At 44.3% G+C, this 14,355-nt stretch carries 10 protein-coding genes; 5 read left to right on the top strand and 5 right to left on the bottom strand.

Translation table 11 applies throughout. The features are described 5' to 3' along the window. Positions 1-57: 57 nt before the first annotated feature. Positions 58-2,385, bottom strand: a complete 2,328-nt coding sequence (locus NCI00_RS19730; protein WP_253530435.1) for a penicillin-binding protein 1A — start codon at positions 2,383-2,385, stop codon at positions 58-60. 189 nt (positions 2,386-2,574) lie between these two features. After that, positions 2,575-4,794: a type IX secretion system periplasmic lipoprotein PorW/SprE gene (gene porW / locus NCI00_RS19725; RefSeq protein ID WP_253530433.1), complete on the bottom strand. Its 2,220-nt coding sequence runs from the start codon at positions 4,792-4,794 to the stop codon at positions 2,575-2,577. A gap of 450 nt (positions 4,795-5,244) precedes the next feature. Here porW and NCI00_RS19720 point away from each other — a divergent pair, with 450 nt between their 5' ends. Together NCI00_RS19720 and NCI00_RS19715 are read left to right on the top strand one after the other, a co-directional pair. Further along, positions 5,245-5,682, top strand: a complete 438-nt coding sequence (locus tag NCI00_RS19720) for a DUF2452 domain-containing protein (protein WP_114065985.1) — start codon at positions 5,245-5,247, stop codon at positions 5,680-5,682. Between the two features lie 402 nt (positions 5,683-6,084). After that, positions 6,085-8,613 (top strand): DUF5686 and carboxypeptidase-like regulatory domain-containing protein, encoded by a 2,529-nt coding sequence (locus NCI00_RS19715; protein WP_253530431.1) that lies wholly within the window; start codon positions 6,085-6,087, stop codon positions 8,611-8,613. On the opposite strand, the gene NCI00_RS19710 is transcribed toward NCI00_RS19715, so the two are convergent. Then, on the bottom strand, positions 8,610-9,542 hold the full coding sequence (locus tag NCI00_RS19710) for an aldo/keto reductase (protein WP_253530429.1): 933 nt from the start codon (positions 9,540-9,542) through the stop codon (positions 8,610-8,612). The two genes, NCI00_RS19715 and NCI00_RS19710, sit on opposite strands and share 4 nt — an antisense overlap. A 184-nt stretch (positions 9,543-9,726) precedes the next feature. Here NCI00_RS19710 and NCI00_RS19705 point away from each other — a divergent pair, with 184 nt between their 5' ends. Genes NCI00_RS19705 through NCI00_RS19695 form a run of 3 tightly spaced genes read left to right on the top strand, consistent with a single transcriptional unit; the run spans position 9,727 to position 12,411 of the window. Beyond that, positions 9,727-10,551: a nuclear transport factor 2 family protein gene (locus NCI00_RS19705; protein WP_253530427.1), complete on the top strand. Its 825-nt coding sequence runs from the start codon at positions 9,727-9,729 to the stop codon at positions 10,549-10,551. A gap of 32 nt (positions 10,552-10,583) precedes the next feature. Beyond that, positions 10,584-11,633, top strand: a complete 1,050-nt coding sequence (locus NCI00_RS19700) for a sensor histidine kinase (protein ID WP_253530424.1) — start codon at positions 10,584-10,586, stop codon at positions 11,631-11,633. 1 nt (position 11,634) lies between these two features. Beyond that, positions 11,635-12,411, top strand: a complete 777-nt coding sequence (locus NCI00_RS19695) for a LytR/AlgR family response regulator transcription factor (RefSeq protein ID WP_253530421.1) — start codon at positions 11,635-11,637, stop codon at positions 12,409-12,411. 218 nt (positions 12,412-12,629) lie between these two features. Here the strand turns inward: NCI00_RS19695 and NCI00_RS19690 are convergent, their stop codons facing one another. Next, positions 12,630-13,100, bottom strand: a complete 471-nt coding sequence (locus NCI00_RS19690; protein WP_166558950.1) for a hypothetical protein — start codon at positions 13,098-13,100, stop codon at positions 12,630-12,632. 71 nt (positions 13,101-13,171) lie between these two features. Next, complete coding sequence (locus tag NCI00_RS19685; RefSeq protein WP_166558949.1) at positions 13,172-14,266, bottom strand: AEC family transporter; 1,095 nt, start codon at positions 14,264-14,266, stop codon at positions 13,172-13,174. Positions 14,267-14,355 lie beyond the last annotated feature (89 nt).

The raw sequence follows: 14,355 nt of genomic DNA, 5'->3' as shown, positions 1-14,355 counted from the left end.
GGGAGAATTCAGGAGCGCGAAAGTAATTTCTACATTCTCACTCCTGACTTCTGATTCCTAAAATAATATACTTTCGTCGTCGGTTACTTTCGGACGTAAATAGGTATTTATCGTGTCAATTTTTACACCACCGCATCCGATATTTACATCCATTCCGTCGGGTTTATTGAATCGGTCGCGGCGATACGGAGAGCGGTCATTACCTGCTAAATCAGGGTCGGCATAAACTTTTTGCATGTATAATCCCCACGCAGGCATGGCTATTCGAGCCCCCTGCCCGAGTGCCATCGAAGTAAAGTGAACGTGGTTATCTTCGCCACCTACCCAAACGCCCGTGACCAAATTGGGGGTTACGCCCATAAACCAGCCATCGGTATAATCAGAAGTCGTTCCCGTTTTGGCGGCAATCTCGTTATTATCGGCCAGTTTGTACTGGGTGCGCAGGCGTTGCGCCGTTCCCCAAGGATCTTCTACGGCACCGCGCATCACAAACAACATTTGGTAGGCAATGCTTGGGCTGATTACTTCTTTTTCGTTTGGTGGAAACTCTGCCAATAAACGTCCGTCTTTATCTTCAATACGGGTTACAAAACGTGGGTCAACGTGTTTGCCGCTGTTGGCAAAAGTGCAATACGCATTCACCATTTCATAAACCGAGACATTAGGGGTTCCCAAACAAATCGTTACATCATTTTCGGGTAACGGGCTCGTAATTCCCAGTTTATGAGCATATTCCACCACTTTCTTGGGGCCGACTCTACTCATCAAATACGCACTGATGGAGTTAACCGATTTTGCCAATGCCTGCCGCAATGTCAGCATTTGCCCCGAAAAAGACCCTGTTGAGTTCTTGGGACACCAATCTCCAATGCAAACCTGATGGTCCATGATGGTTTCGCAGGGGGTGACGTAGTTTTCGTTAATGGCGGAGCAATACACAAAGGGTTTGAAGGTGGAGCCCGGTTGGCGCTTGCCCTGATATACTTGGTCGTACTTAAAGTGCTTATAATTGATTCCACCTACCCATGCTTTCACGTCGCCATTGCGCGGGTCCATCGAGACCATACCGATGCGCAAAAACTTATTGTAGTACTTAATAGAATCCAACGGACTCATGATGGTATCCCGGTCGCCGCGCCAAGAAAACACTTTCATTTTGATGGGTTTACGCAATTCTGCCCAAATTTTTTCTTCATCATCCCCAAAACTGCGTTTCAGTTCACGATAGCGCCAACTGCGTTTTACTGCTCTTCTTTCAAAATTGGGGTCAGGCACATAGCCTCCGTTTGTGCCTTTCACCACCCACGGATTCATTTTAAGTTCTTTGAAGTGATTGAAAAACTTAGCCTGCTGGTCTTTCATGTGTTGCTCGGCGGCCTGCTCGGCATAGTCCTGCATCCGGGAGTCTATGGTCGTATATATTCGCAGTCCATCGGTGTATAAATCATACTCCGTCCCATTTTCTTGATTATATTGGGCCAGCCACGTCTTCATCCAATCACGCAATACTTCTCTGAAATAAGGCGCGGGACCAGTGTTGTGGTTTTCGATGTTAAAATTCAGGCCGAGGGGTTTCAGTTTATTTACATAAAATGCTTCCTGCGTCAGAAAGCCGTATTTCACCATTTGGCCCATTACCACATTTCTACGCTCTAATGCTCTTTCTTTAAATACACGCGGGTTGAAACGGGAAGGGTTTTGCAACATACCCACCAATAATGCGGCCTCGGTCAAATTCAAATTCCAGGGCTCTTTCCGAAAATACGTCCTTGACGCCGTCTTAATCCCGTCGGCATTGTTACCAAACGAAACGGTGTTGAGGTACATCGTCATGATTTCCTGTTTGGTATAATTTCGCTCCAGCCTTACCGACAAAATCCATTCTTTGGTTTTAGCAATGACGGTTTTGATGAGGGGAATATCTCCCAAACCTCCTTTGTATTTATCACTTCGGGTTTGAAACAGGTTCTTGGCCAATTGTTGGGTCAGCGTACTTCCACCACCCGTGGTTCCCTGCTCACTTGAAGCAACGCCTTTCAAAACCCGAAACATAGAACGGGGGTCAATGCCTGAGTGTTTTACAAAACGGGCATCTTCAGTCGCAATCAGCGCTTTGACGATGTTGGGCGAAAGCTGGTCAAACTCAACCGGCGTACGGTTTTCGATAAAGTACTTAGAAAGGGTCTGCCCATCGGCCGAAAGAATTTCGGAAGCAACCTGACTTTCAGGGTTTTCGATGGCTTTCAAATCGGGCATTCCGCCAAAAAGCCAAAAGAAATTAAAATAAACGGCGCTTATGTATAATACAGCCCCTCCAATCACAACACCGGCCAATTGCCAAAACAAAATAATGGATTTGCGATACTTTCCTTTCAAAAATGCCATATTGAAGTAATTCGTTAATCGTTATCGGTCAACTTTTGTCCCATTTTTCAAAAATTGAAGCACAGATTTTTCCAATTGAAATGAAGTTCAGGTTGTGTTTTCAACTTCAAAATAGACAGGGGGATAACTATTGCTTTAAACGCAATAATAAGGATTTTTTCAGGAACATCGGGCAACCTGATAGACTTATTAGCCATTTTTCTTGATAGATGTAGATTGTTGGGCTTCCAAAACCTCCCGTACACGAGGCAACAACGGACTGGTTGGAAAATCTTTAATGAAGCTGTTCAGCGCTTTGAGGTAGGCTTCGCGCCCCTGAAGTTTGCCGAGCAAATAAATCCGGAGCAAGGCATATTTGTCTTCAATCTTACTACCTGAATAAGTCACAATCGCCATTTCTAGTTGGGCATACGCCTCTGAAAAATTGGCTTTTTGGTATAAACCTAGTATTTTTTCATAATCTTTGAGCGCTTCCAATTCTAAATTGCCCGTGGCGGCAATACTCCCGTTGGCCTTGGTCAATAACCGGGTATAGGATGAGTTGGGAAACTCCGCCAACAGCTTGGTTTTCCAACTGTCCTGATTATCTTTTTGGTCAGTCAGAAAGAGTAAATAGTAAATTTCGGGTTTATAATTTGTCGTTGGAAAACGTTCTAAAGTTGCCATAAACGTCTTGACGGCGTTTTCGGGCTCAATTAAACTAAACTTATAAATCTTCCCTAACTTATAATAGGCATCTTCCATGCGTTGATTGGAGGCGTCAAGCTCCTGCTTTCTCAGCGGAATATTGCGGTACATCGCATCCTTTTTTGCTTTCCACTCGGGCGAGTCTTTGGTTAATTTTGTAATATCTCCCCCGCCCAGCGTTACAGGTTTTTGGCCGTTTGCTACGGGGGTGATATTGTCCGTTTGGGTCAATAACGTAGCCACTTTTGAGCTTCGCCGCCAATCATCTTCCAACGCCCGATTTCCCCAACGCTGCTTAAATTCCAATTTCCCCTGATTCAATGCCACGGGGTCATACAAAACGAAGCGGTCGGCAGGGTCTCCGTTGAAGTTTAATGCATTGACATTCAGCGTTCTGGCCTGCTCCACCAGCTTTTGGGCTTCTTTTACCTTTCGCTCTTGTTCTTCAATTTCTTTTTCGATTACACCATCCAAAAACTTATCCAAAGTCGCGGGATTCATCTGCGAAAGTCGCTGCAAACTGTCTTCGGTCCGAATCGTGGTGAGCTGTTTTACAAACTCGTCCAGCACATCTTTCCGCTCCGTAATCTTTTGAAACTGGGGAGAAGTGCGGGGCAAAAGTGCCAATGAACTGTCAAAATAGGCTTTGGCTAACTCATAATTCTGGAGTTTGTCGTAGTATACCTTCGCCATTTCGAGGTAGGTATAGGGCACTTGGGTGGTGTTGGTGGTGGTTTGACGAATGGATTCCTCAAAAAAACGAATAGCCTGAGGGTAGTTTTTCTTACGCGTTTCAATCACTCCCATTGAGTAATAGAGGCGGTCGCGTAGGTCGCTGTTTTTACGGTCATTGAGCATCCGCTTAAATCCTCCTTCGGTCGATACGTCGTTGGAGGTCAGGGCTTCGTTTTGCAATGAATTCATGTTTGCAAAAAAACTCAAATCGTACGGAGGCCGATTGCGAAATACTTGTTTGTAGTGGGCATTGGCCGCCTGCGGCTTTTCCAGAAAATCGTACATTTGAGCGGCGGCAAAATGAATTCGGGCCGTTTCTTCCCCTCTCGGCAACAAACCGAAAGTTTCTTCCAAAATCGCCAACGCCAAAATATATTCCTGCTTTTGTTGGTGAAGGTAGGCCTTGACCAAATAGTAATCGCGCGTATTTTTATCATTTAAGGGCTGGCTACGCAAAAATTCCGCCACGCTGAGCGCACTGTTATAATCCTTGGTTTCGACGTAGGCCCGCATCAACCAAATCAGGCCCTCGTGTTTGTCTTCTTCGTCGCGCCCTTTGGCGTTGACGTAGCGGAGCGTTTCGATGCCGTCCGTAAATTGGCCTTTGTACAAACGCGCTTTACCAATCAGTACGTAAGCATTGTCTACCCATTTGCTATTTTGGTGGCGGTCGGGCACCAACGACGCTTTTTTGATGACATCCTGCAGCAAATCTCCCACGGGTTGGGCTTCGAGCGAATCAAGTACGGGAAGAATCGGCAGAATCTGGTTGTAGTCCTCCTTGCGATTTCGGCGCATGGCTATTTCGGCTTCGCGCATTTTGTCGCGGGCAATGACGTAGGCATTAAATTTAGCATTGAGGTTGTGATACCCCACACTCAATCTTCCGGTACTGTACTGCGAGCAGCCCGTCACAAATGACGTAATTCCCAACAGCAGAAGCAGTTGGAGCTTTGTAGAATAGGTTAGAAGTTGGTTGACTCGCATTAAACGACTCGCTTTCAGGCGTTTGCTTACAAATTATGTGGAAAATTCCCGTAAAAATAACGTTTTAGTTGTATGAAAAGTATACAAGCATGATGCCAAACGTATTTTTGTTGGGTGCATTTACACTCAAAAAACAACATTAATGGGCACAATAGCAAAGTCCCGCGCTTTTTTTAATCATTAGATTTGCGGCGAAGTGACCAACCAACGCCTTATGTGCTTATCTGTTTGAGGCCATTAAAGGGCCTAAGTCACCGAAAATAGCATCTTTTTTGATTATATATTTTATCTTAATTTATAATATTTTATAGATATATAATCTATTAAATATTAACTATTTAGACTATTATTTATTATTTAGGGCTTAATAGGCGTTTCATTCTACATTCAAACCAAACAATAATTAATTTTGTGCGTTGAACTTATTAACCAACAAACAACGGTTATATAATGGTAGAGAACCCTATCAATCCCGACAAAGTAGCTGAAAACCCCGGACTCATGGCGTATGCCCACTCGGTAGGCGGCGCAGTCATTAAGCCCGAAGATATGGGCAAAGTCAAAGGCAAGGCAGTGTTGGCCATGCGTCAACAAACCGAAAGGCAGCTCGGACAGATTTACCAACAAATGGCAACGCTGGCCCAACAAGCCAAGGAGTTGCGTCAGCGCGTAGATGTTTCGGAACGGATTTATGCCGCCCACATGAATTTTGAGCCAGTGCTCAACGAGGTTTATTATGTGTACGAAAAAGAAGACGGCAGCGACGTGCTTTCCATGATTGCACCAGGCGAGTGGGGCCGTTCGTATAAATACAGTCGCTATATTGCCAAAGTTACGATGCTTGCCGACCACACATGGCACGTCGAATACAATGAAAGTCAATCATAATCAATTGATTACAAAGAATACACAGCACCTAAAGTTATCAATAAATTAAAATCTCCGTTGGCTATTCCCATGGTTAATCTGGGATACGCAAAAGGAAGAAAGTAAAGTCTTCCTTTTGCGTATCCCAGATTTCAGCAAGTTTCGAAATTTCCGTTAACAATTGAGTGATAAATACTCAGAGCCGCCAATGGGGTTTACAAATCCCAACCCATAAAAATCCTCTCCTGAGTGCGTTCGGTGAGAGGATTTTTTGTGTAAAAACTTTAAATATTGCAACATAATGGCCTCATAATTGCGTATTATCAATAAAAAAGTCAAAAATAATTGTCATAGCGACTAAACTTTTTTATTTTCATCAAGCGTTTGTCATCATAGACAGACCATGAACCAAATCCCCCACCTGTGATTAGACGATTACGCTTCTTTCCTATACATTGTACGTTAGTCTGTTTCGTACTTTTCTGGTCACTTAAAGGCGTCAGTCAGACAACTTACACCATTTCTGGCCGCATCACCGATGCCCAAACTGGTGACCCTGTGCCCTTTGCAGGGGTAGCAATCAAAGGTAAAACTGCCGGTGTTACCACCAATTTTGAAGGATTTTATACGCTAAAAACCACCCAAATAGGCGATTCATTGATGGTTTCGTCGATGAGTTATCGACCCAAAACCAAAGCCATTCGCAAAGATTCGATTTTACAAGTTATCAATTTTCAGCTCGAATCTTCCGAAATCAAACTTCAGGAAGTAAAGGTTTATGCTGGCGAAAATCCCGCGTATAATATTCTGCGGAAAGTAGTAAAACAAAAGCCCGCGCACAACCCCAACCGCCTGACTGCCTACGAATACGAAAGCTACAACAAGATTGAAGTGGACGTAGATAACCTTTCGCAGCGTTTTAAAAAGCGCAAAGCCATTCGAAAAATTACGGAAGCGGTGGATAAATTTGAAAAGATTGCGGGCGAAGATGGTCGGCCCGTGATTCCGATTTATCTGTCCGAATCCATTTCCAATTATTACTTCAGGGAAAACCCGCGCAAAAAGAAAGAACAAATTTTTAAAACCAAGATTTCGGGCATCGCCGTCACCGATGGGAGCCTGATTTCTCAGCTCATTGGGTCGTCGTTTCAGCAGTATAATTTTTACCAAAACTGGCTGAGTGTGGTCGAAAAAGATTTTCATTCTCCGATTGCCGACGGCTGGAAAAACACCTACGAATACTATTTGATTGATACTACTTTTGTGGGAGGGTATTGGTGTTATCAGATTGATTATGAACCCAAACGCCCCCAAGACCTTGCTTTCAACGGCACCATTTGGATTGACACACTCTCGCACGCACTCGTGCAGGTGGACGCCAGCGTGGGCAAACGCGCCAACATCAACTTTATTGAACGCATCAAAATCCAGCAGGAATATGAACAAATCGGCGACAGCACTTGGATGCCCATCAAATCTCGGGTGTTGATTGACGTAGCCGAATTGACTGATTCTACGGCAGGAATGTTGGTGAAATTTTATACCTCCAATCGGAATGTGACGGTCAACAAACCTCGCCCTCCCAAGTTTTATGACTATCCGCTGGAACTTTCGGAAGATTACAAAGAATATCCTGAAGACTATTGGAACAAAGTTCGTCATGAACCGCTGACGGCAGGCGAGCAAACGGCCTATCAACTCATTGACTCCGTTAAGCAGGTTCCGGTGGTACGTACCTACGTAGAAGTCCTCAATATGGCCGTCAATGGATATAAACGAATTCCGAAGGTCAACATTGACGTCGGGCCTTTTTTGTATTTATATTCTAACAATGTAGTGGAAGGAAACCGTATCCGTATCGGGGGTAAAACCAACCCCGATTTCAGCCGCAAATGGATATTGAGCGGACACGCCGCCTACGGCACTTTGGACCAAAAATGGAAATATAATTTTAGCGTTGATTACATCTTCAGCCGCAAACCCTGGACCATTGGCGGCATCAGTCATAGTTATGATTTAGAGCGCATCGGGCTTTCGTCGGAGGCCATCGGCAACAACGCCCTTTTTGGCGCCATGACCCGCTGGGGTTCGTACCGTCGCGGGTATTTTGAAGGGGTCAGTTCTGCCTACATCAAACGCGAGCTTTTCAGGGGATTAACCCAAACGGTGGGGTTGCGTCATCGCTCGTTTGAGCCCATGTATGCCTTTGCCTACCGAACCGCCCCCGGCATGGGCGACCGTTCACCCACCCAAAGCAATTACCAAAACTCAGAGTTGTTTTTTGAAACCCGTTGGGGCAAAGATGAGGTGTTTATCTACAACGAAAACGAACGACTCACCCTCGGCACCCAGCGGTGGCCACTGGTGATTTTTCGCTATCAAATGGGGCTGCGTAACCTCATGAACAGTGATTTTAGTTACCACCGATTATCCCTAAATGTAAAGCAAAGTTTTCGGGTGGGTATATGGGGACGTTCCAATTACAATGTCACCTTGGGATATATTCCTTCAACGCTCCCCTACCCTATGCTCTATACGCCGCTGGGTAATGAATCCCTTTTTTACGTAGAAAATGCCTTCAACCTCATGAATTACTTTGAATTTGTGAGCGATAAGTACGTCCAACTGCGGTATGAGCATAATTTTGAAGGGTTGCTTTTCAACCGAATTCCTGCCATCAAACGCTTAAAATGGCGTTTTTTGGCCAATGCCAAAGTGCTTTATGGCAGTGTTCGGCCCGCCAATATGAATCTCTTAGCTCCTACAGATGCGCAGGGGCGACCCGTTCTGGGTTTTAGTACGTTGGGCAAAGAACCCTACGTTGAAGTAGGCTATGCCATCGACAATATTTTTAAAGTACTGCGGGTCGACGCCATTCACCGCCTGACCTACCGCCAAAATCCGGGTATCACTCCTTTTGCCGTTAAGTTTTCATTTTGGTTCAATATCTAAATTGCGCTTAGATACTCAATCATTTTTAAACGCAATTTTTCGTCAGGCAACCGACCAAAACCCGCCCCCATGTTGTCCACGACGTGCTTTGGATTTGAAGTACCCGGAATAACACAATTGACGGCCTCGTTGGCCAAAATATACTTCAAAAAATACTGACCCCAACTCTGAATATCATTTTCGGCCGCCCACTCGGGCAGTTTCTTCCCTTTCACCGCGTTGAACAACGAACCCGACTCAAACGGCTCATTGATAATCACAGCCACTCCTTTTTCACGGGCCGCATTTAGCAGTCTTTTCTCGGCATTTCTCTCGCGAATAGAATAATTGAACTGCACAAAGTCAATCTTCTCCGACTTCAAAACTCGCTCCAGTGTTTCGTGGGCAGAAGCCGTGTAGTGCGTAATACCAATGTACCGAATTTTGCCTTCTTCTTTCCACTTGTACAATGTTTGCAAGTGGGTTTTGTAATCCACCAAATTATGAACCTGCATCAAATCAAGGGTTTTTCGACGCATTTTGGCCATTGAGTCATTCATTTCCCGAATCCCCGACTCTTTTCCCGTTGTCCACACTTTAGTGGCATAAAAGAGATTGGGATTGATGGCGGGCGGCGCGGCAAGTTCCCCGATGACCGCTTCAGCACGCCCGTACATGGGCGACGAGTCAATCAGCCTGCCCCCTTTTTCAATCATCAGGGTCAGGACTTCGGTGAGCTGGCGGCGTTCCTCATCCGACAACCCGACGTCAAACTGCTGCCAAGTACCCAACCCCACGATGGGCAACGGTTCGCCCGAAGATGGTATTTTTCGTTTAATCATGTTTTGTTCTTTGCTTGAAAACGGAAAAGAAGGCAACAACCACATTCCAGCGCCAAAAACACCGAGGGTATTGAGCGCGGCCCGTCTTGATTTGTCTACAGAATCCATCGTATTACGTTTATGAATGATTGTTCTGCACTTTTATTGCTCTAAATTCGCACTTTAACGCGACTATTTCAAGCCCTTAGCCTTCTCTGTCACTTCGGACTGAAAAAACAACAGTTCAGGGAGATGTCCATTTTTTGTCTCAGGTGGAATTAAGAATTTTGGCAAGAAAACACAGCTAAACTTCATGAAACCACTACGCCACTTAACGCTTGCCAACCTGTTGATGGGATGGGTTTTCGGCACAGCCCACGCCCAAAAACCAATTCAAAAACTCATTGATACCGAGAAACAATTTGCGGCGTATACGTCAACGCATTCCATCAAAGAAGGTTTTCTCAGGTTTCTTGATAGCACAGGGGTGGTGTTTAACCAAGGAAAAGTGCTCAACGGAATGGACTTTTACCAAAAAGCCCCTGCCAAATCTCCTGTCTTGTTTTGGGAGCCTTCGTTTTCGGTCATCAGCGCCTCTGGCGATTTGGGCTTGAATACTGGGCCGTATACCGTAAGGGCAACACCCAAAGATTCGGTCATTGCACGCGGCAATTTTTCTTCAATTTGGAAAAAAAATAACGCGGGCGAATTTAAACTTTTGATAGATTTGGGAAATTCATATACCGAAACGCACGCGCCAATTTCGACCGTAAACCAAATCTCCCTCCAACAATCCTTTGCAAATGCTAACTACGACGAAATAATGACTCTGGAAGAAGCTATCAATCAGGCGATTGCAACCAAAGGATGGCGTAGTCTTTCGCCCTATTTACATCCTTCTGCGCATTTCAATTTACCTGGAAAAAGCCCCATTATTACGCAAAAACGAGTGTTGGAAGAACTTGCACAATTGTCGAACCAAGCTACATTAAAGGCATTAAATGGCGGAATCTCAAAAGCAGGTGATTTTGCATACGTGTACGGAAGCGTAACCCATTCCAACAAAACGACCAGCTATTTGCGGGTATGGATAAAGGATAAAAATGACTGGAAATTGATTCTATTAACCCTAGATTAAATCACTTTTTCTCGCGAAGGCCCACTTTTTCAATGACAAAACTTAACGATAAATGGCTCAGAATCATCGGTGTACCCATCATTACGCTGGTGGCCTTGGTGATTTACCACGAAGGAAACGCTTTTCACCGAATTGACCTTCATTCAGAAATCATTCATTCAGTCTTTGCCATCATCGTACTTTGGGAATTAAATCGACTGGTCATTATCAAGTCCAGAAGTAAGTATCCGGGCATCAAACTTACCCGTACCCGAATCGCCTTTTTGTTGTTTTGGACGTTCATCATTACCATCGGTATTCGCTTTACGTTCTCACTATTTTACAGTACAACTAAGTTTTGGGGATATCATTTTACACCGCAACGGTATATTTTCAACATTATTTTTGGTCTGGTGATGCTATTACCGATTTTAGCCATTTACGAGGCAATTTATCTGTACAAACAATGGTGGAAAACCTATTATGAAGCGGAGCGCCTCAAAAAAGAAAACCTGCAAACGCAGTTGGATTCGCTTAAATCCCAAATCCAGCCCCATTTTTTGTTTAACAACCTGAGTACGCTGTCGTCGTTGGTGGCCGAAGACCCCAAAAAAGCGGAGCGATTTATCGAAGAATTGTCGTCGGTGTATCGGTATTTATTGCAAAACAACGACCAGCCGCTCACCACGCTCGAAAACGAATTAAACTTCATTGATGCCTATTTCCATTTGCTCCAAACACGCTTCGGCAATGGACTCCGATTGATAAAAGACATACCAGCCGCCAAATTATCTTATTTGATTCCGCCCCTTACTTTACAATTATTGGTCGAAAATGCCGTAAAACACAATGCAATTTTGAGTCATCAACCCCTAAAAATCACCATTTACGCCGACGACTCCAATGACTTATTCGTTGTCAACAACCTACAGGTCAAATCCAAAAGTCTGCCTTCTGATAAAACGGGGTTAGCCAATATTTCATCCAAGTATAGCCTGCTCGGCCAACCCCACGTGGTTGTTCGCCAAACGGAGCATATTTTTCAGGTAAAAGTCCCACTCATCAACCCTTCAAACACCTCCGTATCGTACGGAGGATTATGACATGAACATTTTAATTGTAGAAGACGAAGAACTAACCGCCAGAAAATTGCAGCGACTGGTGCTGGAAGTTGAGCCTACGGCCGTTATTTTGGCCATTCTGACCAGTATCGAAGATACCGTAGCGTGGCTTCAGGCCCATCCCGCACCCGATTTAATCCTGCTAGATATTGAATTGGCCGACGGTCAAAGTTTTGAAATTTTCAACCACGTAACCGTCCAAAGTCCCGTTATTTTTACTACTGCCTACGACGAATTTGCCCTTAAAGCCTTCAAAGTCAATAGCATAGACTACCTTCTCAAACCCATCAAGGCCGAAGAGTTGAGCCGGGCGCTAAACAAACTGAACTACCTCAAAGAAACTTTTTTGAAGGAGCCAAGCGAAATTCAGCTTTCCATCAAAAAACTACTTTCTAACATGGCCCCCGCGCCAGCACCCGTGTACAGGGAGCGGTTTTTGATTAAACAAGGCCAGAAAATGTTCTCCCTGACCACCAAAGAAATCGCTTATTTCTACACCCGAAACAAAATGAGCTTTGCCAAATCGTTTGACGGGCGCGATTACATGGTGGATTATACGTTGGATGAAATTTTCGGAGAACTGAATCCTCGTCATTTTTTTCGGTTAAATCGTCAAATCATCGCTTCTGCCAGTGCCATCGAAAAAGTGCATTTGTACTTCAACAGCAAACTTAAAATCCAATTGACGCCCGCTTTTGACGAAGAAGCGATTGTGGGCCGGGAAAAAGCCAGCGACTTTAAAACTTGGCTCGGCGAATAGTAAAAAAACACAGCCGAAGCGAATGCCTCGGCTGTGTCGACTCAATCATTGATTATTCAAACCCACCAATAATATATACTCTAAAATGAGTTTGGTATCAGGAATTAAGTTTAAGATCGAATAGTTTGTTGATATTGACCACTTTACTCTCTCCAATCCAGCGACACCATTTACTCAGATTATTCTACTTTAAGCGCTGCACCATGGCAGTCTGATAGTTAATTAACTGCCTGCAAACGAGCCAGTTTTGAGAAAGATTGCTCTTTGTACTTGCCCGTCAGCGTAAGCGAAACAATCGAGCCAGCCTTTGGAGCAGCTACGCCAAACTCAGCCCAAGTTTTTGTCACCATGGCCCGACCGTTGGCATCGGTTGTCAAGTCAGCGATTTTAACCCCGGCACGTGTCGTAAGCGACAACGCTAGGCCAGTAACTGGAATAGAATCTATTCCTTTTTTATAGTCAAGAATATTGGTTTTGTCTAATTCAAGAATTCGAACACTAACGGTAGCCGTACCCGTTGCTTTTGAGGTAACGGTCGGCTCAGTAGTAAAACCGCCGCCATCTCCGATGGCATTATCAAACACCAACAGAACGGGTGCAACCACGCGGTCTACAAATGGATCATCCACTTTACAAGAGGCTGCGGCTAAGGCCACGGCAACAAAAAGGAATATTTTTGCAGTCTTCATAATTTCATTAGGTTTTAGTGTTGGTTGATTAAGTGCAAAAGCAACAATGGTAAATTGAGCCAATTAGATTTTTAGGCTTTTGAAAACTTCATAATTGATTTCCCAATCAGGTTGGGAACTACGCCGATACCCATAAAAAGGAGTCCGGTGATAATGAGTGTAGGTAAATCGGCAAAAAATGTACCTGCTGATAAAATTCCAAGAATCAGTAATGTTGAAAATGGCAATGAAAACGCCAGAACCAATACGGCCAATTCGGCATCAAACGTGCGGCGTTCTTTGGGTAAGCCCGAAGCTTCTTCGCGCAAATTGAACGCTGAAATGTGGGCAAAAGGCCAAAAGCTCGCTGAACTCAAAGGAATAGCTACCGCCAACAGCACCATGGTGGGTTCTTTTATTCCCAGTACGGCAATTACTGCGGCACTAAACAGCATGGTGATACCCGCTCTAAACATCAGCATCGAGCTAATCAATCTTTTCTTTTTTTGTTTCAACTGAACCGCCAATCCGATGAATATCAGTACCAATGGCGTCATCATGGCACTGGTTTTGTCAAACATATCAGCAATAATGACGGGCAATGATTTAAAACTCACACCGAAACTCAACAAAATAAGGGCCGAAGCAATGATGATGTTGATGGGTTCTTTGGCCAAATTGACCAAAAGAGCCTTGATTTTATCTCCGATATTTGTTTCTTCTGTTTTGGCATTTTTAAGAAACATATTCAAGGCAATCACGTACAAAAATATCAAGACAAAAAACTTGTTTCCAACATCACCCAACGCCGCCATTGCCACGCTTTCTTCACCCAAAAACTCTGCAATAAAGGGAAAGCAAGACAAGCCCGGGGCCAGCGAAGGAAGCAACATGATGAGCGTACGACCAGTAGAGCTGTTTTTTTCTACGCCAAAGAAAGCCAAGGCAACGGGCGTAACAAAATACATAAAAAAGTTAAAAACCAAGGTCAATGCTGGAACGATAATCAGCTTAGAATCAACGTTTACCTTCATTAACGCAATAAAAATGGTGGAAGGAAGGGCTACCGAAAGCACCATTTCCTTGATTCCGTCGGTTTGTTGTTTGTTTTTGAATTTGGAACGCAAAATCAAACCCAAAACAATCAATAACAATAAAGTAAATGCTTTTTGTAGAGCGTCACTCATAATTTCAGGGAGTAGTGAGGAATCAGTAGTGGGGAGTCAGTAGTGAGAATGAAACCATTTCCTACTGACTCCTGCCTACTCACTCCTAA

This window comes from Runella salmonicolor (assembly GCF_024158025.1).
GTDB lineage: Bacteria > Bacteroidota > Bacteroidia > Cytophagales > Spirosomataceae > Runella > Runella salmonicolor.
Note: the sequence above shows the minus strand (reverse complement) of the source record. Positions and strands in the feature narration are given on the sequence as shown.